This window comes from Virgibacillus sp. Bac332, from assembly GCF_003667785.1.
Taxonomy (GTDB): Bacteria; Bacillota; Bacilli; order Bacillales; family Amphibacillaceae; genus Virgibacillus; species Virgibacillus salarius.
Window position 1 is genome coordinate 551,524 of sequence record NZ_CP033046.1, and the last position, 26,007, is coordinate 577,530.

Consider the following 26,007-nt stretch of genomic DNA (forward strand, 5'->3'; position numbering starts at 1 on the left):
AGCGTTCGTTTTTTGATTAGAATCATAAATTTAGCACCTGAAATAAGCGAGGATCCGGCGGGAACAGCACGAGTCCGAAGATCCACTTGGTAACGTGTTTTTCTTTACCAAGTTAGCTGAAATCCGTGCCCGCGGAAAGCGCGTATAGTTTCATGGTGCGGCGATGATATTCCTATTGATAACATGATTATTTGTATTTTGAGTAAAGAAGTTGTGTCTTGTCCCAGCCTCTTCTTTGTCAATATCTTTTTGTATCGTCCTCTGTTGTTTATCCCGATATAACGGGCAGTAAAACCCCCACTGATGGAAGTTTCACTTTATTTTACAAATTTCATACTCACCTTGTTAAGCATTTCATTCGTCATTTTGTCAAGGTCATATGCTGCCTTAAAGCCCCATTCTTCCGTGGCTGCCGAAGAATCGATACTATTTGGCCAACTGTCTGCAATTCGCTGCTTAACAGGATCTACCTGATAATCCAGTTTAAAATCTGGGATATGCTTTTGTATAGACTTAGCAAAGTCCTCAGGTGCTGCTGAGATAGCAGAAATATTAAATGCATTTCGATGCTTTAATTTGTTTGGATCTGCTTCCATTAACTGGATAATGGCATTTAACGCATCTGGCATATACATCATATCCATGTACGTCCCTTCTGCAATGCAAGACGTGTAGGTTTTATGCTTAATAGCTTCATAATAGATTTCCACCGCATAGTCTGTAGTTCCGCCACCTGGAAGCGTAACATGAGAAATCAAACCAGGATAACGAACTCCTCGCGTATCTACACCAAACCGGTGATAATAATAATCTGCTAACAATTCACCAGATACTTTGTTGACACCGTACATGGTTGTTGGACGCTGTAACGTATCCTGTGGTGTATGATCCTTAGGTGTTGTTGGTCCAAAAGCACCTATCGAACTTGGGGTAAAAAACTGTAAATTCAGTTCCCGAGCAGTTTCTAATGCATTAACAAGGCCACCCATATTAATATGCCATGCTAATTTTGGATTCTCCTCAGCTTTAGCAGATAATAGTGCTGCTAAATGCATGACAGTATCTACATTATATTTCTTAGCAACACTATATACTTGATTAGCATCCGTTACATCAACAAGTTCAAATGGCCCTTCTGCAATGATCCCTTCTGCCTTACGGATATCTGTCCCAATAACATTTTCTACACCATATGTTTCTCTTAATTTAACGACAAGCTCTGAGCCAATTTGTCCCAAAGCTCCTGTGACTAAAATTTTCTTCATTTCACGATATTCCTCTCTATTGTTACACAATTTCCCGCTGTTTTATATAATCCCTAATTCCTTACCAACTTTCTCATACACTTGAATTGCCTTATCTAGCATTTCCTTCGTATGTGCCGCACTTGGCATATTTCTTACTCTCCCTGTACCACGTGGTACCGTTGGGAAGACGATAGACTTCGCATAGACACCTTCCTCATTCAAACGCTTACTGAATGTTTGTGTCGCATTTTCATCACCAATGATACAAGGTGTAATTGGTGTTTCACTATCACCAATATCAAAGCCTAGCTGTTGTAATCCGTCTTTCAAATAATTCGCATTCTCCCATAGCTTTTCATTTAATTCCGTACTCTCCATTAATATTTCTACTGCCTTCGTACTAGCAACAGCATCAGCTGGTGACACGGCAGTAGAAAATAGAAATGGACGAGAGCGTACCTTTAACCAATCAATTAAGTTAGCTTTTCCTGCAACATAACCACCTATTACGCCAATGGCTTTTGATAATGTACCCATTTGGAAATCAACTTTATCCTGTAGTCCAAAATGCTTCACGGTTCCAGCTCCCTTACCTAATACACCAGATCCGTGTGCATCATCAACGTAAGTAATAAGATCAAATTCCTCTGCAATTTCTACAATTTCAGGGAGCTTGGCAATATCTCCGTCCATTGAGAATACACCATCGGTAATAATCATAATTTTATTATACTGACCTGATTCGACCGCTTCTTTAGCTTTTTCACGTAAATCATTCATGTCCGAATGATTAAACCGTATTATTTTTGCTTTTGATAAACGACAGCCGTCAATAATAGAAGCGTGGTTTAATTCATCAGAAAGGATGGCATCATGCTTATCCATAACTGCAGAAATAGCAGCCATATTGCAATTAAAACCAGATTGAAACGATATAACTGCTTCTGTACCTTTAAATGCAGCAAGCTTTTTCTCTAATTCCAAATGAAGATCAAGCGTACCATTTATTGTCCGAACGGCACCTGCACCAACACCGTGTGAGTCCACTGCTTGCTTTGCTACTTCCTTTAAGCGTTCATCAGTAGCAAGCCCTAGATAATTATTAGAGGACAAATTAACTAATACCTTCCCATCGATTGTTATCTCCGGACCATTTGGACCTTGGACTGGGTCAATTTCATTATATAGACCTCGTTCTTTTAAATCTGCAATATTGTCATTTAAAAAAGAATCTAATGCTTTACTAGTCATTTTTAATTTTTCCTCCTTATTATGTAAACGATTTGCAGCTAATGAATGAAACAGCAACAATGTTTATCATAAACAACTGTTTCGCTTCATAGTATTTTATACACGATTATTTCTTCTTCAGTTTAACATAAAGCCTGAAAAATGTTTAATGAGATAAGTCGTATGAAACTGTAGGATATTGGAATAGTAGCGGCTGACTTTTTCTTTTCTTTATGTTTTACAATTACCTGTTAAAAATGCTTCAATAACTTACAAATTTGTAAGAATTCCCACAAAAAATGTCATAAAAAACTATGGTTATTAAAAAACATTTTTATTATACTGAGTATAGAAATCACATATGGAGGAATAAACATGAAGAAAGTTCTTGTTGCCATGTTTGCTATCTTAATTATTACTTTCGGAATTTTTGGATATGTGGAATTAAATGATGATTCCAATGAAATAGTGGATAAAAATCCTAATTCTATTAAAGTAAATTCATAATATACTTCTAAACCATGAACCTACTAAATTCTACAGCTGATCATTTAACACTTACTATTCTACTTACTTTTTATATCCAGCCCTTATTTCTAGCAATTTCAACCGCTTCTATGCGGTTTTTTGCTGCTAGCTTTTGGATAATCTCTGATATATAGTTTCGTGCCGTACCGTAGGACAAATATAATGTACTTGCTACTTCCTTCGCAGTTTTTCCCATGGCTATAAGTTGAAGTATTTTTTGCTCCCGCTGATTTAAAGGGTTTTCATCTTTAAGTATTCCTACCATTAACTCCTGACTATAAACCTGCTTCCCTGCTGCTACCTGGCGTATACCTGCAGAAAGTTCATCAATAGAACGATCTTTTAATAGGTAGCCATCAATGCCTAATTTTAGTGCTTTTTCAAAATAACCAGGTTTTTGGAAGGTAGTTAAAATGATAACTTTCGGACCATTCTCTATACGCTTTACATAGTCAGCAACTTGCAACCCATCCATTACAGGCATTTCAATATCTACCAAACAGATATCTGGGTTTAAGGTTTGAATAAGCTTTAATGCTTGTTCGCCATTAGTTGCCTGACCAATCACTTCCATATCCTCCTCTAAATCCAATAAAGAACTGAGCGCCCCCAATAACATTTTTTGATCTTCTGCAATTACAATTCTATACATATGTTTCCACATCTTTCTTTACTTTAGGAACCTGCATTTCCAGTACACTACCATTCGTAGTATGTACAGTCAACGTTCCATTAATTAAAGATAACCTCTCTTTCATCCCCTTTAAACCATTCCCTTCTCCCCATTCCCGGGATTGCCCAATTCCATTATCTGCCACGATTAAGTATGTATTTTCAACTGTATCCTTTAAATCAATCCAACAATAAGATGCTTTACTATGTTTTACAATGTTTGTGACCGCTTCACGTAGGCATAAACTAAGCATACTCTGCTCGACTATTGGTAGACTCTCCATATGAATATTTATATTCGTATGAACTTGTATGTTAGCAGTTTGTAAAATATCTTGTACATAAATAAGTTCTTCCATAATGGTATGAGACTTCATACTGGTTACTAATTCCCTCACTTGATCCAGCGCTATCCTAGATGTTAATTCTATTTCCTTAACCTCTTGTTTAGCCCTGTTTTTATCTTTTGTTATCAAACGTTCAACTAGCTGACTTTTCAGGGTAATTAAAGACAACGTATGGCCAAGCGTATCATGTAAATCACGGGCAATTCTTGTTCTTTCTTCCCGTTTAACTAGCTCTTTTATTTTTGCATTAGCTTCATCTAGCTCGCTTTCCAACTCCATTCGTTTATTCATTGAACGTATTCCAAATGGGGCAGCAAGAATTACCACTACAAAAGGGAGAGCGTTCAAAAAAGGAAATGAATGTGTAATAAAACCATGGTATACCAATGGTACTCCAATTGTACATGCAAGCCAGCCCCAGGCAATATGGAATTGCTTTTTCTCTAAGTACCATGAAATAAAGTTTACAGTAAAAAAACTTAAGTACATAAAATTATAATGATAAAAAATACTTTGGATACAAATAATCACCATTTGTATGCCTAGCCATATAGAAAAAGACGTATGACTAGTAATGTAGTAGAGTTGTCGATATGATACAGTAAATAATATTAATAGAAAGAAGCCTAATAATTTCTTCATCCCCACCTCATCCCACAGAAATGAAATAGGGATAAATAAATATACTAAAAATATGTATGGATATAAGCCATATTTGAATGGGAAAATGGAAAACCTGCATTGCTTTACCAAGCTAATCACACCACCTCTTGTCTACGTCTTATATAGGTTGATAATATCATAAATAAACCCGTAAAGAAGAAAAGAATTAGCATATTACCCCAATGTGGAGTATTCCCTCGTATTATTTCCCAGGGACCATTAACAAAATTATAGGAGGGTAACCACTCGGCTATTGCTTGCAGCCACTTAGGCATAGTATCTAAAGGCATCCACATACCACCTATTAATGCTAATGCAAGAAAAAGGATATTACTTACACCATTTGCAGTATCCACTTTTTTCATAGTACCAATGAGTGTCCCTAATGTTAAAAATGCAAAAGAACCTATTATAATCCACAAACCACTTATTATCCATTGCATAGCAGTTAGGGAAACACCATTTATTACAAAGCCAGCAAAAAATATTACAATAATCGATAATAGATGAATACAACTTTGTCCAATCATTTGACTCAATAAATAGGTTGCATTAGACAGAGGAGTCACTTTTATAAATTTGATCCAACCAGTCGACTTCTCTTGAACCATCCGTATACCTAGTGACATGATACTTGACCCCATCACACTAAATGTAGTCATCGACATTAAATAATGTGACGCCCAGAGTTCTCCATCACTCACTCCAACATTTATCACGTTTGTAAAAACAAAATAAAAAATGACAGGAATACATAGAGACCAAAAAACATAGTACGGATTTCGAAATGCCCTTTTCATCTCGGCCATAGATTGATAATATAAGACTCTCATTTATTTACTCCCTTCTTTGACTAAAGTGTGAAAGACATCTTCCATCTTGCCTTTATCAATTTGAATATCGTATGTGTTTGTTTGATGTTGAGTAATGTAAGAAACGATAGAGTCGGTATCCTTGGTCTCAATATATATTCGGTCGTATCGTTGTTCAATACCGATAATAGCTGGGTGCTTCAATTGAGGTATTCCCGTATCATTATTTATTTTGAATGATACATACTGTTTTGAGAGTTTTTCTTTTATCTCGTCTGAAGAACCATTAGCAATTACACGTCCTTTATTAAACAGAATAATTCGATTAGCGATATCATCAGCTTCATGTAAATAATGTGTCGTAAAAATAATCGTCTTTCCTTGGTTTGCTAGTTGAGTAACTCCTTGCCAAAAAGATGCCCTAGATATCGCATCCAAACCATTAGTTGGTTCATCCAGTATAAGCACTTCTGGATTACCCGCTACTGCTAACGCAAAATTCACCCTTCGCTTTTGACCACCTGATAAATATTCAACTTTATTTTGAAGCTCTTTGGTTGTTAATCCTGTTATTCTTATCATGTCATCCAATAAAAGTGGTTTTGTATAATAGGAACGAAATAGCTTAAGTAGTTCTCTAACAGTTAATCTATCCATTAAGCCTGTTTCCTGAAGCATAACACCAATTCTTTGCTTAACAAGTTGATTTCTTGGGTCCATTCCTAGCAAACGAACCGAACCAGCTGTTGGTGTTAGTAAACCTAAAATGATGGATAAAATGGTTGTTTTACCAGCGCCGTTTGGCCCTAACAGGGAAACTACTTCACCCTGTCTAATTGAAAATGAAACAGTATCTAATGCACTAACCGTAGTATATTTTTTACTTAATCGATTCACTTCGATTATCTTACTAGACATTCTACATCAGCTCCCTTTTCCTAAGTTTAGTAGATATAAGTGCGTAAATTTTAGTATAGTATGTCACAAAGTATAGTTGACAGTTGTCATTTTTTAACCGCAGATATCACAAATGCATTTTTCTGCTGAAATAAAAAGGGGCTGGGACAAAACCCAGTAAAATAAAAAGTGGTACTCGCCAATAATTTGGTGAGTACCACTTTTTTAGAGATTTATGTACGCAAAAGGGATAACTTCTGGTAAAGTTAAAGTAATCACACCCAAACAGAACCGGAGGTATCCCTTATGTTTAAACATTATACCATGAATCAAGTCGTTTTGCCTTTAGATTTTGAAATGAAATTACAAGAAAATGATATCCCCTATGCGGTTAACCATATTGTAGAACATATCCCAGAGGAATCATTTGTGGGATTTTTGCGTGAAACAGGTTGTCCTGCATACCATCCACGCATGATGATGAAGATTATCTTATGTGCCTATACCCAATCTGTTTTTTCTGGCAGAAAAATAGAAGGCTTACTTAAAGATAGTGTACGGATGATGTGGTTAGCACAGGGTTATGAGCCGAGCTATCGTACCATCAATCGATTCCGTGTTCATCCCGAAGTAAAAGAGGTGCTACGCCAATGTTTTGTCCTATTTCGCTGTCAACTTGTTGAAGAGAAGGCAATTGAAGAAGAGGCCATTTTTATTGACGGCACGAAATTAGAAGCGAATGCCAATAAGTTCACTTTTGTATGGAAAAAATCCATTGAAAAATACAGCTCCGATTTAATAGAGAAGTCGAATCAAATGTATGAGGAGCTACTGGAAAAAGAAATTATCCCCGAAATAGAAAGAGAAAGTTCTGATGAAATTTCAACGGAGGAACTCAATGAAGTAGTTAAAAACCTAGATGAAAAAGTGAAGAAATACGATCAAGAAATCGAGGAAAGTGAAAAAGCAAAAGATCGCAAACAACTCCGTTCTATGCGAAAAGAACCCAAGCAATACCGTAAACAATTCCAAGACTATGTAATTCGTAAACAGAAATATCAAAATGATATGGAGATCTTTGGCAACCGCAATAGTTATTCTAAGACGGATCATGATGCCACTTTTATGAGAATGAAAGATGACTATATGAAAAATGGCCAACTTAAGGCGGGTTATAATGTACAAATTGCGACCGAAGGCCAGTACACATTAGCTTATGATGTATTTCCAAATCCTACGGATACTCGCACGTTTATTCCTTTTCTCAATAATATTGAAGAAAGGTACTTCAAGTTACCCAAGTATATTGTCGCTGACGCCGGTTATGGTAGTGAACAAAATTATAGTGAGGTATTACACCGAAATAGAACTCCACTCATTACGTATAATACCTATCGGAAAGAAAAGAAAAAGAAATATAAAGAAAATCTTTTTTATGTGTCAAACTGGGACTATGATTCAGACAGCGACTTCTTTACTTGCCCAAACGGAAAGAAGGTACCTTTTCAATATCTATCGAATCGAACAGATAAAGCCGGATTTAAACGAACCTTTCGTGTTTATGAATGCGAAGATTGTTCGGGATGTCCATTACGCGTTCATTGTACCAAAGCAAAAGGAAATCGTAAGATTTTCTATAATGCCCATTGGGAACAGCAAAAAGCATATATAAGAGAGCAGCTTTCAAAAGAAGAAACGGGAGAAATCTATGGAAAACGTAAAATAGATGTAGAACCTGTCTTCGGATTTTTGAAGGCTAATTTGCGTTTCACTCGTATGTCAGTGAGAGGCAAATCGAAAGTGGAAAATGAATTAGGATTCGCCTTTATGGCGGTGAATTTAAGAAAGTACACCGCCTTCAGGCAAAATACAAGCCTAAATTATAACAAAAAAGATTCCAGCTATCATTTTTTGATAACTGGAATCTTTTTTAACTTCATAAGGGCTAGTTATGTCCCAGCCCCTTTTTTAAATTATCTTCAATTATTTTACGATAGTGACATTAACTGTTTTTACGCCCCAATTCATGGCTGCGCTTTTTGATGGTACGTGAACATCTATTTTATTACCTTTGATAGCACCACCCACATCGGCTGCAGTTGCATAGCCATAGCCTTCAACATATACTTCTGAACCGAGTGGAATCACATTTGGATCAACAGCGATTACTTTTGCATTTGGATTTGCATTCAGGTCAACTCCTGTTGATGTTACTCCAGAGCAACCACCACAATCTGCAGTATACGCCGTTGCTGTAACAGAAATGGTTTTTCCTTCTGGATTGTCATTCTGTGATTTAGATTCGTTCTTCTGTGTATTTTCACTTACTTCTTCTTTTTTCTCGTTTGAATCTGCTGACTTTTGCTCTACTTTTGCTACTGGCTTATCTTCTTGTGAAACATTAACACCTTTAATCGTTAATTCTTGTCCAATAACGATGATGTCTGATTTCAGGTCATTCCATTCTTTAAGATCTTCTATAGATACATCGTATTCTTTTGAAATATCAATCAATGTATCTCCTTTTTCAACTGTATATTTATCATTTATAAATAATGTTTGTTTTGGTTGAATAGTTGTTGATTTTAATTCATTAATTTCAACCAAGTCTTCAACTGTTGTATTATATTCATCTGCAATATCCCAGAGATTGTCCCCTTTTTTTACTTCGTATTCTTCCGCTGATACAGAAGTAACAGCAGCGCCAGCAATAATGATGCCCGTAGCGAATGAAGCCACAAGTTTTTTCATTCGTAGTCCCTCCTTAAATTTCTGACATTGCCTATCGTACCATAGGGGTATAGGCAATGCAGTTACAAGTCGTTTAAGACTCCATTACAAGCATTACCAAATCTAGCGCTATTTATTACAAATGTAATAGATTTGTGATAAAAGTTCTGTGAATCTAGTATTTTGTATTTCAATAGTCATCATTTATGGGATTTTGTAATAAAGTGAAACTTCTATCAGTGGGAGCCTTACTGTCAGTTGTATATAGGATAAAAAAACGGAGCAAAATTCGCTCATTCCTTATCACTAAATGCTCAGATTTACGCTCCCTCTAGTAGCTATTATGGAATAATAGCTACTGCTTGACCACCACTCCGGCTGCCCACTTCCCTTTCCGTGGGGTTTGTCCTTCAGCTAACTTTTTTAGCAAAACCCGCTCAAAAAAGTGGATCTTCAGGTCAAACATTTCCCACAGGAGTTGAAGTGGCAAGCCTTCGCTATTATCAGGCTCTACAACGCTAGCATGAAGCAACACAGCTGCTTTTATACTCACGGATAGCGATTTTCACTTTACCCATTGTAAAAAAAGTCAACTATTACTTATGACAAGAATTGTTGCATCTTCTCATAGCGGAGGCTAATTACGTAGGATCCTGCGGGATTAGCACGAGCCGAAAATCCACTTTGCAACGTGTTCTTCTTTGCAAAGTTAGTTGAGGCCGTGCCCGCCGAAAGCGAAGTAATTAGTTGGAGCATTGCCAATATATATCAAACATTTCAAAATAACTACTTGGCTTAACGCAGTCATTGCACTGATTTTATACTTTCTTAACTTATAAAAAAACCTCTTTTTTAACTAGATCGTAGCTTATAGAGAAACAAACCATTTTTATTGGCAGAAAATAATACCTGTTTGTCTTATCAACTGGAATGATATCCCCTTTTAAAAGAAATAAAAACTGCCGAGAAAAATTTCTCGACAGCTTGAGGGAAGATCTATGTTTTTGGCTATTCGTTAATTAAATAATCCTTTAAAAAAGTTGCTCAATGCTTGGAATAATTCACTAAAGAAGTTTGCTACTTTCTCCCAAAATCCCTCGTCCAACCCAAGCTCATTTGCCTTATCCTTAATCGTCGATGCAATATCTTCTAATTGATTTTTAACTTTATCAAAATCAATATTTAAGTCTCGCATCTTTTCAAATAAATCAATCAGCATTTGCTTATCTGCTTCACTAAGAGATATCTCTAGCTTGTCAAGCTGTTCTTGTACAATACGCTCAACATCCTCTTTCGTAGCAGGGTTTTGTTCAGCAATTGTCTGTTTAATTTCGGTTAGTAATTCACTAACCTTTTCCTGACTCATGCCTTCTTTTTTTGCGAGGTCTGTAGCGACATCCAATTCGTCGTTTGCTAGCTCCATACGTTCTTTATCTAGTTGCTCTCCTTTAACATCATAAGCCTTATATATACCCGTTAATGCAGAATGTCCACTAACTTTAACAGGTGAAGCAACGTCCACAGTAGCATTTTCTACTCCCGCGGTCAGCAGGGCGTTCGCATACATTTCTTTCGTAACTTCTGTAATGTTATCTGGAGTAACAATATTAATTGTTAAGCCGTTTCCTTCTTCCTGACGGGTAATTTTTGCACTGGAATACATGTTCGAATTTGGATCACCATTAATATATTTGGCACCATCTTGCCCGGAGACATCAAATTCTTCTACATTATCTGCCTCTTTGATGTTTAATAATTTTCGAACCTCGGTTCGCTGATTCTTATTTAATTGAGCCCCATAAACAACGATTGGTGAGCCTAACTTTTCATTTATACTTTCTGTATCACTAGCTCCATTGTCCGCTTGTACAGGCAAACTTATTCCAAGTACTAGTCCAACAATCAGCATCCCTATTAAAAATTTTTTTAATTGACGTTTTAACATTTTTGTTCTCCTTTTATGTGTACTAATTTATCCTATATTTATTTATTTCCAAATAACATTATGCACCCATTATACCTGTTTTCAAATAATATGGGTATCATTCTTATAAAAAATAAGGCTTGCGATGTAGATAATACGTCTACAACTACTATATAGATTTTAGTCATATATTAATGAAGACTTAACTAGTAAGCAAATTATTTTTCTTTATGTAGCATCTCCTATATATTTAGGGTAACGAAATAATTAGGAAAGAAGGGCATGACCATCATTGATAATCATCCTATAGTAAAGCGAAACTTAGCAATCATGTGGTTTGCTAACTTTTTTATTGCCGGAAGTATGACAATGGTACTTCCATTTATTTCTTTATATATTGAAACAATGGGTAATTTCTCAGATTCATATGTACAGAATTGGTCAGGATGGATATTTGCAATAACCTTTGTAACGGCATTTATTTTTTCTCCGATTTGGGGCAGGATTGGAGACAAATATGGTAGAAAGAAGATTTTAATTTTCTCCGCGGTTGGAATTGGTATCTCCATTTTATTAATGGGATTTGCCACTTCCGTATGGCAGCTATTTTTACTCCGTTTATTTATGGGAGTAGCAACTGGATTTATTCCGATGTCACAAGCCTTTATTTCCACACAGACTCCAAAACATATTGCCGGAAGAGTATTAGGTACGCTGCAAACAGGAAGCATTACCGGAACGCTTATGGGACCTTTACTTGGCGGAACACTTGCTGATACTTTTGGTTATGCCAACACGTTTAAGTGGGTTTCTGTTACTGTTTTCATTTCTGGCATCATCGTTTTACTCGGTGTTAAAGAAGTAAAAACAAAGCTTTCGGATGACGCGAATGATTACCGCACATACACAAGAAAACAGGTTATCCAACACATCGTGAATCAACCCGTGTTACTTGTTGTTATACTAATTTCAACGTTAGTACAAATCGCGCATTTTAGCATTCAACCGATCTTATCATTATTTGTTGCAGATATACATGGCCCAGAAAACATAGCATTGTTTGCTGGTATCGCCTTTTCAGCAGCTGGACTTGGAAATTTATTAATGACTAGAAAATGGGGTAAAATTGGTGACAAAATTGGATATATAAAGGTTCTTATCTTTCTGTTATTTATGGCAGGCATTGTATATCTTCCCGGTGCCTTTGTTACGTCGATTTGGCAACTCGTAATATTAAGGTTTTTACTTGGAATATCCATCGGTGGGATTATCCCTTTACGTATCGCGTATATTCGCCAAAAAGCTCCCCTTTCTATGCAAGGAGAAGTACTTGGTTATAACACAAGCCTCCGTTTTTTGGGGAATATTATCGGGCCAGCACTTGGGGGTGCTCTGGCAGGGTTTTTTGGTTTTTCTGCAGTCTTCGTGGTAACAAGTGCATTATTACTTCTGAGCGGTGTTATCATGCTTGTATGCTGGTTTAAATATGAGTATAGCCAAAATGATTCCCATTCACTGTCTACACACAGATCATAACGAAATAAATTTCGTAAGTATATGCGAAGTTAGAATTAGCACAATCTGTGCTCCTAATCCCATGTTAGGCTAAAGAAATTGATTTATCTGTTAGAATATGCTAAAACTAACAGAGTCCCTTCCTTTGAAGGGACTAGTATCAAATAGAAAGAAAGTGATAGCAGTGGGAATAGTCGTAGTAGAGGTCTGTGACGGAAATGCAATCACTTCCATTAATATAGAAGAGATTCTTGAGAAGGAATTTCCTGAGGTAGCTGTACTCATGAATGAATGTTTATCTTTTTGCGGGCTTTGTAGAGTTAAACCTTATGCACTCGTGAACAATAAACGCATTTTCGGAAACACACCTGAAGAGTGTTTAGACAAAATTAGAGCAGTAATAAAAGAAGAACTGGCTGTGTATGAATAAGCAGCCAGTTCTTCTTTTTATTTAATCATTTCCCGGGAAATATGTCATTATTTGTTATAATTAACTACTTAAAGACTTGCTTGGAAAATTTCAATCGAATCTTGTTTGGTTAATTCCTTAAAGTTGCCGTATCTGGGCTTAGCAATGACTGTTTTCTCAGCCATTTCTTCTACAGAGCTTGCATCAATCGAATAATCGGCTAGGCTAGAAGGCGCACCAATTCCACTCCAAAAAGCGCGTAACCTTTCAATCCCCTCTAAGGCGATGTCACGATCTGTTTTATCTGTAGGGTCTACCGCAAACACACGAATAGCTAGTTGTTTAAAACGCGCTTCGTTTGTTTCGTCCAGTACATGCTTCATCCAATTAGGGAATAATATTGCTAACCCACCACCATGAGGGATGTCATGTACTGCGGATACTGCGTGCTCTAGGTTATGTGTTGCCCAGTCACCTCGAAACCCCATGCTTAGCATATCATTCAATGCTAATGTACCGCTTAACATGATCGTCTCACGGAACTCATAATTCGTTAAATCATTTAATAGCTTTGGTGCTGTTTCCATTACCGTAAGTAAGATAGATTCGCAGAAACGGTCTTGTATTGGCGTATTCCCTGTTTGGTGGAAATAATGTTCCAACACATGTGACATCATATCTACGATACCGTAAATGGTTTGATTTCTCGGAACTGAGAACGTGTGCGTTGGATCAAGGATGGAAAATCTTGGATTTGTATATGGAGAACCCCACCCATGCTTTTCATTCGTTTCCCAATTGGTAATAACAGAACCACGATTCATTTCAGAACCGGTAGCTGCTAAGGTTAGGATGGTACCGAATGGAAGTGCATCAAGCGCTTGCTCCTTCTTCGTCACAATGTCCCACATATCTACATCTGTTTTTGCACCTGCAGCAATTGCTTTAGTACAATCAATCGTACTTCCGCCCCCAATAGCTAAAAGAAAATCGATGCCTTCTTTTTTACAAATCGCTACCCCTTTACGTACAGTAGAGATTCGCGGATTAGGTTCTACCCCTGCTAATTCATATACTTCTGCGTGAAACTCATTTAGCTTAGTTAAAACATTATCATAAATGCCGTTACGCTTTATACTTCCGCCGCCATAAACGATAAGTACCTTTTTTCCATACGGCTGTATCTCTTCAGGAAGTTTATCCAATTGGCCTTTTCCAAAGATTAATTTTGTCGGATTATGGTATGTGAAGTTCTCCACTGTTTTAACCTCCTATGCTTTCGTATATACAATAACATCCATTTCAACGAGTACATCTTTAGGTAATTTACTTACCTCAATCGTAGCTCTTGCAGGATAGGGTTCTGTAAGGTAACTACCGTAAATCTCGTTGATTATTGCAAAGTCTGTCATCGATTTTAAGTAAATCGTAAATTTTACTGCTTTAGAAAAATCCGTGCCTGCTTCCTGTAAAATTGCTTTAATATTTTCTAAAACTTGTTTTGTTTGACCCTCAATTCCATTAACAACGTTGCCGCTGATCGGGTCAATTCCTATTTGTCCAGACACATAAAGGAAATCACCTGCTTCAATTGCTTGCGAATACGGTCCTAGTGCAGCTGGTGCTTGTTCGGTATGAATCGCCTTCACCATGTTACATTCCTCCTTTTATTTCTTTTCACCCCGCATATAACTGGCAGTAATACTCCCACTTTAAGCAATAAAGTGAAGCCAATATGGATAAGTAGGGGATAAACAAACCACTAACTAATTGAAGTTTTACTTTATCATCATAACATGTTCGATTCTACTCTTCTGCTAATTTGTCTTTATATGCCATAACTGATTTCACATAATAAATATCTCCATAGCAAGCTCCTAATTCTTCGGCTCCATCGCGAAGACATCGGTACTTCTCCTTATCCGGATCATTTGCATACATTTCCTGAGAAAATATGATGGCAGCTTCTTGAGAAAATTGATCGGAATGCTTCTTCATATAGTTAATAAACCCTTTTCCAAAATTATAGGATTGAACTGCTACAAGCAAATCTCCGTTTGCCTCTTTTAATGTTTGTGAAAAATAATAGACTCCCTGTTTAATAGAGAGCTGTGGATCTTGGATACACCCACGTTCACCACAATAGCTTTCGGATGATTGCATAGGGTCATCTCCTCTTCCGCCAGATTCCTGCATCATCATTGCTAATAATGTATCAATATGTTGCGACACATCATACTGTTTCGCATATTTTTCAACAACTGGCCGATACGCTTTAACTTCCTCACTAATGATCGGAGAGGAGGAAGTAGGTGATGAATTTTCTGCCTGTTCTTGATAAGCTAATAGCGAAATTCCAATAAATAGGGAAAACAGTAGAAAAGCTAGGAAGATGGTTCGTTTTATAGCTGTTTTTATTTTCTTATTGCGTTTCATATGCATCTATTCCTTTATATACGATCTTTAAATAACTATATCTTACCTTCATTGTCGAACATCCTTCATTCTTTACTGTTTTTCTTTCCTAAAATCACAAATGCTCCAGCAATTGCTCCAAACATCATATGACTGATCATCCAGTAGAAAAATGCCATCCCATCCGTTATATCAGGGGTACGGGACGACATTATTGTTGTTGTATATAATAGCAATCCAATAATGCTACCAGATATTACATAAGCTATCAGTTGATTTTGTCGACCAAACTTGTTCAACACAACATATAAGATTGGAACGAGAATAATAGATACGATTAGATGCAGGGAAAACTCTTCTAGCTCATTTAGAGTCCATTCCTTTATAATAGGAATGTAATCTATATTTAATAAGAGTGTATAAACTTGCTTAGAGGTTGTAATTTGTATCAGTTTTAATATTCCACCAAGCATAACACCAGCTACAAGACCTATTACGGCAAGCTTTGATAATTTCATCTCCAGCTTCTCCTTTATCCCATTACATGCTTGATCAAAAACTCTATTCCTAGATTACCTTACTTTAGTTATATTAACAAATCTATTACTAGATCAAAAGATACTAGCTTCATCGCCCATTGCTTGCAACGCAAATAAATCGACAACATAATCATTTAAAAAAAGACCAGTAGGATCTAGCTGCTTTCTAATATTTAGAAATTCATCCAACTTCGGGTAAAGCGCCTTCAATTTTGAGAGATTCAGCTTATGCATTTTCCCCCAATGTGGTCTCCCTTGATAATTTTGAAGTAGCTTTTCCATATCACCGAAATAATTCTCATAGGGCATCCCCTTATACATATGAAAAGCGATATATGCAGAATTACGCTTATAAGCAGGACTGAGCCAAAACTGATCTTGTTTGACCATTCTTACCTCAATTGGAAAATGAACCTGATATCTGGCAGTTTCTATTTTTTCACGTATCGCAATTAGAGCTACTTTTACGTTTTCTAGAGGAATACTGTACTCCATTTCACGAAATCGCACTCGTCGTTCCGTTGCAAATAAATCAAAGCTTTTTCCATGAATAGTTGATGAACCAATTGCCTTTGCTGATAATCGACTGATCGATCGACTTGTGGAAGGGAATAGTCTAACGGTTTCTGATAGAAGCTTAAATAGGTGATTCTCTACTATTAATGCTTCCATTCGATGCTTTCGTAAGGACTGGGGAGCTTGTTCTGAGAGGTTCATTGTCTTTATTTGGACGAGATCAGAGTAAGGAAATAAAAAGCATTCAAAATGACGATTTTGCTCTATTAATGTAGGTAATTGTTCTAATAAGTCTCTAAACTTATATTTACTGCTCGTAAGTTTGTAAGTAGGTGCAGGTATCACGCTGATGGTAATTTCTACGATAACACCCAACAAACCTAAGGAAATGACCCCTGCATGAAATAACGTTTCATCTTGCTCTTTTGCTATAGTTAGAGTTTCTCCTTTTGCAGTTACAAGCGTGAAGCTCAACACCTGTGTAGCTAAATTACCAAATTTAATTCCGGTGCCATGTGTACCTGTAGATATTGCTCCTGCGATACTCTGCACGTTAATATCTCCTAAGTTTTCCTGAGAATAGCCCTCAGCTGCTAATTGCTTTGACAATTCATGAAGGCGTGTACCTGCAAGGATAGTAGCCGTGTTCAATTCCTTATCTAAATGCGTCACTCCAGTTAAATGGTCTAATGACATTAAGTAATCTTCACTGACAGCAATTTCGGTAAATGAATGCCCTGCTCCAACAACTCGTATCCGCCGTTGTTCCTTTCTTGCCATATTTACATAGTCACATACCTCTTCTGCTGATGTTGGAAATAACACTTCTCTAGGCTTACAATGAGCAGTTTCAGACCAATTTTTCCATTCTCTAGTTTCCTTCATTAAAAGAAGCACATCCCTTCTCCACGATATGTTTTATAATGGTCCACAACTTTTCCATTTGTTATACAAGCTATATTCGTAAATCGTTCACATATTTCACCAGCTTTAGCAGCACGAAAAACAACATAATCCCCTAAATGCATTGGTACTGGAATAAACACAGGTGTCTGCACCTCACCCGTACCCTCGACCGAAATGAGTTTGCTACCCTCAGGAAAAACTGGTTGCGGTAACTTATCCACCCCTGGGCTTCCGGAAGCCACATATCCCCCTCCTAAACAAGTATAGATTTGTTGTTCAGGTTGCCGTACAATCGGTAATGTAAAGAAAAGAGAAGGATTCGTTCCGATCGGCTGCTTATAATAATCAAATAACAATGGTGCATAAAAACCAGATCCAACGGTTACCTCTGTTACAACTCTTTCGTTAGAAGTTGTTACCAAACTACCTGTCCCACCCCCATTGACAATTTCAAGAGAGAATCCTTCATTTGTTAAAGCATTGATTATCGCCTTTCTTCTATCGGCTATCTTTGCCACTGATTTTTTCTTTAATACTGTTACAGCTTTGTTCAATACCCATTGCTTGGGTAGTTGATCAGGCACACCAGCAAGCTGCGCTTCATAACCCATTACACCAGTCAACTTTAGATGGGATTGTTTGGAAATAACATGTGCTATCTCTATTACACTCGTTACATCACGTAATGGCGAACGACGGACGCCAAAATGAAAGCCAAAGAAATTAGTACTCATATCGATATCAAGACAGGTATAAATGAGTCCATCATACTGTTTAGCAATGGATTGTAAAAACACAATCTGTTCACGCTGATCTACCATACAAATAATTTTCCCACCCGATTTATTAATCTTTGCAATTTTTGCAAGCAGGGAAGCATCCCAAACCGGATAGCCTAGTAAAATATCACGAAAACCATATTCATACAGAAATAATGCTTCTTTTGGACTAAAACACATTAATCCTTGAAATACGGAACTATTCGCTAATATTCTCTCGATGACTGGAATCGAACGGATCGATTTCGTAGCAATCCTCACCTTTTTGTTATTTGACTTTTCAGAAATTATATCGCAGTTTTTATCTAACGCAGCTAGATCAAGCACCAAACCAGGATGTGGCTCCCGCTCGAGTAGCTCTTTTGTGAACATGACATCACCACCTTTATTCTAGTATCCTTTAATGAAAACTAAAGTGCAAGCTAATAATAAACTAACAACTTTGGCAGTAATCCAGGGATAAAACCCACATTATCTGGAAGAATAAAAAGCGCAAGCGCCCGATTAGAAACCAAGCGACTGGAGTGAACGGTGTACTAGCGATTCGGTGATGACTTAGATTAGTACGATTCGTGAAGTCGCCTAGTTTCTGGGCGCTGGAGCTGGACGCGACTCAACACGCCCATATTCATCCATATGTAATTTTCTAGACAAAAACCAAAAAAATTCTGCTATCAATTGATAGCAGAATTCCTATATCGGACTATCTCCAAAAACTGTCATATCAATGGAATATACTCCCTTTTCGTAAGCAGCCACCAAACAGCACTGCTTTCACATAGCTTATTATATAAAAGGCTTTTCTTCCAAATATTTATAGCCCTAAATCTTTCCTATACTGCTCTAATTCTTTTGTCGTACAGCGCACCCAATGTCCAGGTTTCACTTCACGAAACTCTGGTTCTTCACTTTTATCATGAACGGATGGATCATATGCTGTACGCTGACGACCTCGTTCATAATTCGGATCTGGCAGTGGAATAGCGGATAACAATGATTTCGTATATGGATGAATCGGATTATTATAGAGCTCTTCACTGTCTGCTAGCTCCACCATATTCCCAAAATACATAACGCCAATTCGATCACTAATATATTTTACCATCGATAAATCATGGGCAATAAACAGATACGTTAGCCCTTGATCACGCTGTAGCTTTTTCAATAGATTGACAACCTGTGCTTGAATAGAAACATCCAGTGCCGAAATGGGCTCATCGGCAATAATTAATTCTGGCTCTACGGCAAGTGCTCGCGCGATACCAATCCGTTGACGCTGCCCACCACTAAACTCATGAGGAAAGCGGCTCGCATGCTCTTTATTCAGCCCTACCACCTGTAGTAATTCTTCTACTCTCGCCTTCCGTTCTGCCTCGTTATTTACGAGATGATGGACATCCAAGCCTTCCGCTATAATATCCATGACTGTCATACGCGGATTTAACGATGAGGATGGATCCTGAAAAATCATCTGCATTTTTCGATTAAATTTAAGCAGATCCTTCTTCGACTTCTTCCCATGTACATCCTCGTTATTAAACAGTACTTGACCACTTGTGGCCTCATATAAACGAATGATTGTTCTTCCCGTTGTCGACTTTCCACAGCCAGATTCGCCTACTAATCCAAAGGTCTCCCCTTTATAAATATCGAAAGAGATACCATCGACAGCCGTAATGATTTTCTTCCGCCCAGCTCTAAAATGTTTCTTTAGGTTTTTTACTTCTAGTAATTTTTCTTGCTCCATCAAGCTTCACCGTCCTTACTAGCCGTACTCGCAAATCCCTGCATTCTCCGTTTTACCGATGCTGGCGGCTCGATTTTCGGTGCGTCCTCATGGAGTAGCCATGTCGCTGCATAGTGTGTGTCAGATACCTTAAACATCGGCGGCTCCATGACGGTGTCAATTTCTAATGCAAATTCATTACGTGGGGCAAAGGCATCGCCCTTTGGAGGATTCAGCATATCCGGTGGACTTCCAGGAATCGCAAATAATTCCTCTTCATCACTGTCCAGCGTTGGCATCGAACCTAGTAGCCCCCATGTGTATGGGTGCTTCGGATTATAAAAAATATCATCTGTTGTCCCAATTTCGACAATTTTTCCAGCGTACATCACCGCCACTCGGTCTGCAATATTAGCTACAACACCAAGGTCGTGCGTAATAAAAATAATTGCACTATCCGTTTCCTTTTGAATATCCTTCATCAGCTCTAAAATCTGTGCTTGTATCGTCACATCTAATGCCGTTGTTGGCTCATCGGCAATGAGAATCTTTGGATTACAGGCAAGCGATATCGCTACGACCACGCGCTGGCGCATTCCGCCAGAGAACTGGTGAGGATATTGGTTAATCCGTACTTCTGGATTAGGTATACCGACCAATTCCAGTAATTCCATCGCTTTTTTCTTCGCATCCTGTTTAGACATATTCTGATGCTTAATTAAACCTTCAATGATTTGGTTCCCTACCTTCATCGTCGGATTTAACGATGTCATCGGATCTTGGAATACCATCGAAATATCTTTACCACGGAGTTTTTGCATCTCTTTCGTAGATTTGTTAACCAAATCCTCACCTTCAAACAAAATCTCCCCTGATTTGACAAAGCCGTGTGGCTTAGGTAAGAGCTGCATTAACGCCATCGATGTTACCGACTTTCCCGAGCCAGATTCACCAACAATCGCTAATGTCTCCCCCTTTTTCAAATCAAAGTTCACACCTCGAACAGCTTGTACTTCACCGTTGTAGGTGTTAAATGAAACGCTCAAATCCTTTACTTCTAACAAATTACTCATTTAGAAACACCTACCTTCTTATTTATGCATTTTCGGATCAAACGCATCACGTAATCCATCTCCAATTAAGTTAAATGCAATCATAATGACTGAAATCAGTACTGCTGGGTAGACTAATAGATATGGATATTGTCTGATATTGTCGAATCCAGTATTTATTAGCGTACCTAGAGATGCATCCGGCGGAACCATCCCTAATCCAATAAAGCTTAGAAATGCTTCAAAAAAGATGGCACTAGGTATCGTAAACATCGTATTAATGATAATAATCCCACTAATATTTGGTACTAGATGCTTCCGAATAATTTTTCCATTCGTTGTGCCCAACGTTCGTGCAGCAAGCACAAATTCCTGATTTTTCAGCTTCAACACTTCACCACGGACGATCCGGGCCATTCCAATCCAACCCGTTATCGTCAGAGCGATAATAATCGATATAATACCTGGCTGTAATACGAGAATCATTAATAGAATAACAACAAGATTCGGAATTCCGACTAATATTTCTAGTATTCGTTGCATCACATTGTCGACTCTTCCGCCATAATATGCGGAAATACCACCATATGCGACACCAATTACGAGATCAATCGCCGCCGCAACTAATGCGATAATTAAGGAAACTCGTGTACCTAACCATAATCTTGTCCATTGATCCCGACCAAGCGTGTCGGTGCCTAGCCAGAAATATTGATCGGACATATCCTTGGCTTCATAAACATGATAAGTAGCTTTTACTTCTGCAGAATTATTGCTGCCATCCCCTTCAGACAGCACCTTTATATCAATAAATTCTTCTTGGTTATCATAACGGGATATAGCCTTTTGTGTAGCTTGTTCAACATTATCACCTTTGAATTCATCCTTTAATGTCCCATCAAAACCTAACCATGAAATATTTTCTAAAACGGGGGCATGCGGAGGCATTTTGGCTCGTGATAAGTCTTGATCATCTAAACCATGCTCATTCATACCCGGTCCGATGATACTAAATACAACAATCACAGCCAGCAGAATAACACAAAACATTGCCATTTTATTTTTGAAGAAGGTTCGTCTAGCATCTTGCATAAATGTTCGACTAGGGCCTGATATTTTTTCACTATCATTCTCTTTATCTTTTATAGGTACTAGTAATTCTTTTGGGACCTGATTTTTTTGATGATCTTTCTCCATATTAGCTTTCCCCCCTGTAAGCCTGATTCTAGGGTCAATTAATACATATAGGAGGTCGATGATTAAGATGATTACTACAAATAAAAATGCGAAAAGTATTGTCGTTCCCATAATTACTGGATAATCATTAACCATAACCGATGTAACAAATTGTTCTCCTATTCCTGGCACAGCGAATATTTTTTCAATAACAAGCGTTCCTGTCATTAAACTCACTGCCATTGGACCAATCACGGTCACAAGTGGAATAAGTGCATTACGCAAGCCGTGTTTAAAGATAATGCCGACTTCGCTGACACCCTTTGCACGTGCCGTTGTAATAAAGTTAGAACCCATTACTTCGATCATTTCCGTACGCGTAAAACGAGCAGCCGTTGCCATCGGGAATATCATCAAGGCGATCGTTGGTAATATGGTATGTTCAAACGTTCCCCATAATGCGACAGGGAACCAGCCTGTTTCCACGGCAAGGAACCATTGGAGTAGTCCAGCAAATACGAAGGATGGAATAGATGTCCCGAGTACTGCTAATATTGTCGAACTATAGTCAAGAAATCCATTGTGCGATATTGCAGCTATTAAACCGAATAAAATTCCTAGAATTGTTCCTACTAATAATGATTGCGCTCCCAACTGTGCAGATGGGCCTATTCGATCCATTAAAATATTCGTTACAGGTGTATTATCAAACGCAAAGGAAATACCTAGATCTCCCTGTACAAGACCTTTCATATAATTTACGTATTGAACGGGAACCGGGTCATTCAAGCCGTATTTTTCTAATACAATGGCTTTTTGTTCTTCACTCAATTTATCCTCTGCATTAAGCGGACTACCAGGCAACATTTTCATCAGAAAGAATGACACGGTAGCAATAATAAACAGTGTAATTGCCATATACATGACGCGACGTAAAATGTAGCGTAACATGCTTGCACCTCCTAAAATTAAGCTAATGTTCAATATTATGAGAATATATCAATATAAGGGGAAAAAGAGAGTATGCATCATGCAGTGCCTACTCTCTCTTTAAAATTTCTATCTTAACTTAAAATGATGTGCGCTTATTCTACACTTGCCCATTTGTACTCATATGTTGGACCAAATGCGTTCATGTATACGCCATGCATCTTAGGAGATACTAATTGTGCTTTAGCACGTTGATAAACAGGTGCTATTGCAGCATCTTCAAATAAAATCTTTTCTGCTTCCAAGAAATTCTCGTAGCGAGCAGTATTATTAGTAGCTAATTCAGTTGTCGTTTCTTCTACTAATTTGTCATATTCTTTATTTGAATATCCCATTTTATTGTTTCCACCGTCTGTCACCCAAAGGCTCATATATGTGTATGGGTCAAGGTAATCTGGTCCCCAACCAGACAGTTGGATGTCATAATCCATTTTTGTGTCTAGGTCTAAACGTTGTTCACCAGGTACTTGCTTTAGGTTGATTTTTAGGCCATCTAGATTTGACTCTAGTTGATTAACAAGATATTCATTCATTGTTTTAGCCGTTTCTGTATCACCAGATAGGAATTCAAGCTCAATGGAATCTTTACCTAATTCTTTTAGACCTTTTTTCCAGTATTCTTTTGCTGCTTCTGGATCATACGTAATATGATCTCCACTTACTTCGCGGAAGTCTTTTTCACCTTCTGGCATTTGAACAAAGTTTTCGGGAATTAAACCATTTGCAACGACAGAACCATTGTTAAGAATAACATCAACTAATGATTGCTTATCGAATGCTCTACTTAGTGCAGCACGAATATTTGTATTAGCTAAAGCTTCATTTCTTGTTTCATTAAATTTTAGATACCATACTGACATTTCAGGAGAAACATTGTAATCTTCGTGTGTAGCATATTGGTCAACCAAATCTGAAGATAAGTCAGCACGATCTACTGTACCTTTTTCATATAGGTCCACTGCTGTTTGTGGGTCTTTAACAACCTCATATGTCAATTTATCTAGTTGTACTGTATCCGCATCCCAGTAACTTTCATTCTTTTCTAGATCCCAAGAACTGCTTGTGCTAGTCCAATTTTTCAATACAAATGGACCGTTTGATAATACTGTCTCAGAACTTGTAGCATATTTATCACCTTGTTCTTCAACGAACTTTTCATTTAATGGTAAGAACGTACCGAACGTTGTGAGTGATTCAAAATATGGAGTTGGGTTTTCAAGCTCAACTACTAATGTATAATCATCTTTAGCAGTAACTCCTAACTCGTCTACAGCAGCATCTCCACTACTAACGGCTTCAGCGTTTTTAATAACACCGCTCATCATGTAAGGACCATACTCTGAACCAGTTTCAGGGTTAACCGCACGTTGCCATGCATAAACAAAGTCATTTGCAGTAACTGGGTCCCCATTTTCCCATTTAGCATCTTCACGTAGTGTAAAAGTCCAAGTTAGACCATCGTCACTTACTTTATGTTCTTTTGCGATACCTTCTGTAGGTTCGCCATTTTTATCTAAGCGATATAGTCCTTCCATAGTAGAACCTAAGAACTGGAAAGAGAACTCATCTGTTGCCATGGAAGAATCCATTGTAGAGATTGTTCCACTTTGTAATAGATTAAGTGTATTATCGCCACTACTTTCACTTGTACCAGAATCTTTACTTTTTGATCCTTCAGTACTATTGTCATCGCCACCGCAGGCTGCTAAAAAAACACTTAGTACGATACCAAGTGCAACCAATAATGACCATTTCTTCATACTAATATCCTCCCTTAGATGTCCCTTTTTTCTGAATATTTTAGTATTTTTCGCTACTAAGAATTCGGTTACAGTTAAAAATTATATAACTTTTAGACAAGTTTGAAAAGGCTTTTTACCTAAAACAGTTTATTTTAATTATTCCTACATTTCTTAATTTATAAGACTTCGTTATTACTAAAATGTCGTTTAATCCTGATTTCATGCATGTTTTCGTCATTTTTCTACAAAGTTTTCATATTCAAAATTTTAGGATATTTGGTTTAAAATACAAGTAATTTTCAGTCAAAAGAATGACGTTTTAAGAACTATTTAAAAATAGGTAACTGAATTAATTTTCATTTTTTAATATCCTTATTGAAATCCGATTCATCTAGAAGTGTTATAAAAATCAAAAAAGCTACTAAAATTAAGAAAAAACTGAGCAAAATTCGCTCATTCCTTATCACTAAATGCTCAGATTTACGCTTCCTCTAGTAGCTATTATGGAATAATAGCTACTGCTTGCTTGACCACCACTCCGGCTGCCCACTTCCCTTTCCGTGGGGTTTGTCCTTCAGCTAACTTTTTTAGCAAAACCCGCTCAAAAAAGTGGATCTTCAGGTCAAACATTTCCCACAGGAGTTGAAGTGGCCGCCCTTCGCTATTATCAGGCTCTACAACGCTAGCATGAAGTAACACAGCTGCTTTTATACTCACGGATAACGATTTTCACTTTACCCATTGTAAAAAAAGCCAACCTATTACTTATGAAAAGAATTGTTGCACCTTCTCATAGCGGAGACTAATTACGTAGACTCCTGCGGGATTAGCGCGAGCCGAAAATCCACTTTGCAACGTGTTCTTCTTTGCAAAGTTAGTTGAGGCCGTGCCCGCGGAAAGCGAAGTAATTAGTCGGAGCATTGCTAATATACATCAAACATTTCAAAATAACTACTTGGCTTAACGCAGTCATTGCACTGATTTTATACTTTCTTAACTTAGACAAAAGCGGAAGCGCCCGAATAAAAACGTAGCGACTGGAGCAAGTCAACGGAGTTAAAGGAATCATGGTGTGCTTGCTAGCCGATGATGCTTTAGCTTAGAGCGATTCGTGAGGTCGCCTCCGTTTTCTGGGCGCTGGATCTGGACGCGGCTCAACATGCCCATTTTTATTCAGATGGGCTAATTTTAT

The 26,007-nt window shown here is 37.6% G+C and carries 24 protein-coding genes and 1 pseudogene; 4 read left to right on the forward strand and 21 right to left on the reverse strand.

Features of this window, described 5'->3' with window-relative positions; genetic code table 11:
- Window positions 1–317: 317 nt before the first annotated feature.
- Together D9782_RS02545 and D9782_RS02550 are read right to left on the reverse strand one after the other, a co-directional pair.
- The gene (locus tag D9782_RS02545; protein ID WP_121603991.1) at window positions 318–1,265 is read right to left on the reverse strand and encodes an L-threonine 3-dehydrogenase; all 948 of its coding nucleotides are present in this window, start codon (window positions 1,263–1,265) and stop codon (window positions 318–320) included.
- A 42-nt stretch (window positions 1,266–1,307) separates the two neighbouring features.
- The gene (locus D9782_RS02550; protein ID WP_026682605.1) at window positions 1,308–2,498 is read right to left on the reverse strand and encodes a glycine C-acetyltransferase; all 1,191 of its coding nucleotides are present in this window, start codon (window positions 2,496–2,498) and stop codon (window positions 1,308–1,310) included.
- A 354-nt stretch (window positions 2,499–2,852) separates the two neighbouring features.
- On the opposite strand from D9782_RS02550, the gene D9782_RS23750 reads away from it, so the two are divergent.
- Complete coding sequence (locus D9782_RS23750) at window positions 2,853–2,984, forward strand: hypothetical protein (protein WP_255637811.1); 132 nt, start codon at window positions 2,853–2,855, stop codon at window positions 2,982–2,984.
- Between the two features lie 70 nt (window positions 2,985–3,054).
- Here D9782_RS23750 and D9782_RS02555 read toward each other — a convergent pair whose 3' ends face one another.
- The 4 genes from D9782_RS02555 to D9782_RS02570 form a co-directional block, all read right to left on the reverse strand.
- Window positions 3,055–3,657 (reverse strand): response regulator transcription factor, encoded by a 603-nt coding sequence (locus D9782_RS02555; protein ID WP_026682604.1) that lies wholly within the window; start codon window positions 3,655–3,657, stop codon window positions 3,055–3,057.
- A complete protein-coding gene (locus D9782_RS02560) occupies window positions 3,650–4,666 on the reverse strand; it encodes a sensor histidine kinase (RefSeq protein WP_240455792.1) in 1,017 nt (338 codons plus the stop codon). The genes D9782_RS02555 and D9782_RS02560 overlap by 8 nt, the downstream gene beginning before the upstream one ends.
- A 116-nt stretch (window positions 4,667–4,782) precedes the next feature.
- Complete coding sequence (locus D9782_RS02565) at window positions 4,783–5,520, reverse strand: ABC transporter permease (RefSeq protein WP_121603993.1); 738 nt, start codon at window positions 5,518–5,520, stop codon at window positions 4,783–4,785.
- Window positions 5,521–6,417: an ABC transporter ATP-binding protein gene (locus tag D9782_RS02570; protein WP_026682601.1), complete on the reverse strand. Its 897-nt coding sequence runs from the start codon at window positions 6,415–6,417 to the stop codon at window positions 5,521–5,523.
- Between the two features lie 285 nt (window positions 6,418–6,702).
- Here D9782_RS02570 and D9782_RS02575 point away from each other — a divergent pair, with 285 nt between their 5' ends.
- A complete protein-coding gene (locus D9782_RS02575; protein ID WP_121603994.1) occupies window positions 6,703–8,439 on the forward strand; it encodes an IS1182 family transposase in 1,737 nt (578 codons plus the stop codon).
- On the opposite strand, the gene D9782_RS02580 is transcribed toward D9782_RS02575, so the two are convergent.
- The 3 genes from D9782_RS02580 to D9782_RS02590 all read right to left on the reverse strand — a co-directional run bounded on the left by D9782_RS02580 (window position 8,380) and on the right by D9782_RS02590 (window position 11,071).
- Window positions 8,380–9,147 carry a 3D domain-containing protein gene (locus D9782_RS02580; RefSeq protein ID WP_026682253.1) on the reverse strand — a complete coding sequence of 256 codons (768 nt, stop codon included), beginning with the start codon at window positions 9,145–9,147 and terminating at the stop codon, window positions 8,380–8,382. The two genes, D9782_RS02575 and D9782_RS02580, sit on opposite strands and share 60 nt — an antisense overlap.
- 334 nt (window positions 9,148–9,481) lie before the next feature.
- The gene (locus D9782_RS02585) at window positions 9,482–9,679 is read right to left on the reverse strand and encodes a hypothetical protein (RefSeq protein WP_121603995.1); all 198 of its coding nucleotides are present in this window, start codon (window positions 9,677–9,679) and stop codon (window positions 9,482–9,484) included.
- Window positions 9,680–10,141: 462 nt separating this feature from the next.
- Window positions 10,142–11,071: a DUF1002 domain-containing protein gene (locus tag D9782_RS02590; protein ID WP_026682254.1), complete on the reverse strand. Its 930-nt coding sequence runs from the start codon at window positions 11,069–11,071 to the stop codon at window positions 10,142–10,144.
- A 261-nt stretch (window positions 11,072–11,332) separates the two neighbouring features.
- Between D9782_RS02590 and D9782_RS02595 the strand changes: the two genes are divergently transcribed.
- Together D9782_RS02595 and D9782_RS02600 are read left to right on the forward strand one after the other, a co-directional pair.
- Window positions 11,333–12,586: an MFS transporter gene (locus D9782_RS02595; RefSeq protein ID WP_121603996.1), complete on the forward strand. Its 1,254-nt coding sequence runs from the start codon at window positions 11,333–11,335 to the stop codon at window positions 12,584–12,586.
- Window positions 12,587–12,749: 163 nt separating this feature from the next.
- Window positions 12,750–12,995 carry a YuzB family protein gene (locus D9782_RS02600; protein ID WP_026682256.1) on the forward strand — a complete coding sequence of 82 codons (246 nt, stop codon included), beginning with the start codon at window positions 12,750–12,752 and terminating at the stop codon, window positions 12,993–12,995.
- A 68-nt stretch (window positions 12,996–13,063) separates the two neighbouring features.
- On the opposite strand, the gene D9782_RS02605 is transcribed toward D9782_RS02600, so the two are convergent.
- The 12 genes and pseudogenes from D9782_RS02605 to D9782_RS02660 all read right to left on the reverse strand — a co-directional run bounded on the left by D9782_RS02605 (window position 13,064) and on the right by D9782_RS02660 (window position 25,532).
- Window positions 13,064–14,233: an iron-containing alcohol dehydrogenase gene (locus tag D9782_RS02605; RefSeq protein WP_121603997.1), complete on the reverse strand. Its 1,170-nt coding sequence runs from the start codon at window positions 14,231–14,233 to the stop codon at window positions 13,064–13,066.
- 12 nt (window positions 14,234–14,245) lie between these two features.
- On the reverse strand, window positions 14,246–14,626 hold the full coding sequence (locus tag D9782_RS02610) for a RidA family protein (protein WP_121603998.1): 381 nt from the start codon (window positions 14,624–14,626) through the stop codon (window positions 14,246–14,248).
- 154 nt (window positions 14,627–14,780) lie between these two features.
- On the reverse strand, window positions 14,781–15,410 hold the full coding sequence (locus D9782_RS02615) for a lysozyme family protein (protein WP_121603999.1): 630 nt from the start codon (window positions 15,408–15,410) through the stop codon (window positions 14,781–14,783).
- Between the two features lie 65 nt (window positions 15,411–15,475).
- On the reverse strand, window positions 15,476–15,907 hold the full coding sequence (locus D9782_RS02620) for a hypothetical protein (protein WP_121604000.1): 432 nt from the start codon (window positions 15,905–15,907) through the stop codon (window positions 15,476–15,478).
- A gap of 93 nt (window positions 15,908–16,000) precedes the next feature.
- Complete coding sequence (locus D9782_RS02625; protein ID WP_121605798.1) at window positions 16,001–17,329, reverse strand: D-arabinono-1,4-lactone oxidase; 1,329 nt, start codon at window positions 17,327–17,329, stop codon at window positions 16,001–16,003.
- The gene (locus D9782_RS02630) at window positions 17,329–18,501 is read right to left on the reverse strand and encodes an alanine racemase (RefSeq protein WP_121604001.1); all 1,173 of its coding nucleotides are present in this window, start codon (window positions 18,499–18,501) and stop codon (window positions 17,329–17,331) included. The genes D9782_RS02625 and D9782_RS02630 overlap by 1 nt, the downstream gene beginning before the upstream one ends.
- Window positions 18,502–18,943: 442 nt before the next feature.
- Complete coding sequence (locus tag D9782_RS02635; RefSeq protein WP_121604002.1) at window positions 18,944–19,876, reverse strand: ABC transporter ATP-binding protein; 933 nt, start codon at window positions 19,874–19,876, stop codon at window positions 18,944–18,946.
- On the reverse strand, window positions 19,876–20,928 hold the full coding sequence (locus D9782_RS02640; RefSeq protein ID WP_121604003.1) for an ABC transporter ATP-binding protein: 1,053 nt from the start codon (window positions 20,926–20,928) through the stop codon (window positions 19,876–19,878). The genes D9782_RS02635 and D9782_RS02640 overlap by 1 nt, the downstream gene beginning before the upstream one ends.
- An 18-nt stretch (window positions 20,929–20,946) precedes the next feature.
- A complete protein-coding gene (gene opp3C / locus D9782_RS02645) occupies window positions 20,947–22,104 on the reverse strand; it encodes an oligopeptide ABC transporter permease (protein WP_121605799.1) in 1,158 nt (385 codons plus the stop codon).
- 6 nt (window positions 22,105–22,110) lie between these two features.
- A pseudogene (opp3b, locus tag D9782_RS02650) lies at window positions 22,111–23,034 on the reverse strand (oligopeptide ABC transporter permease); the annotation flags it as partial.
- Between the two features lie 134 nt (window positions 23,035–23,168).
- Window positions 23,169–24,833: a peptide ABC transporter substrate-binding protein gene (locus D9782_RS02655; protein WP_034679422.1), complete on the reverse strand. Its 1,665-nt coding sequence runs from the start codon at window positions 24,831–24,833 to the stop codon at window positions 23,169–23,171.
- Between the two features lie 483 nt (window positions 24,834–25,316).
- Window positions 25,317–25,532, reverse strand: a complete 216-nt coding sequence (locus D9782_RS02660; RefSeq protein ID WP_121603973.1) for a hypothetical protein — start codon at window positions 25,530–25,532, stop codon at window positions 25,317–25,319.
- Window positions 25,533–26,007 lie beyond the last annotated feature (475 nt).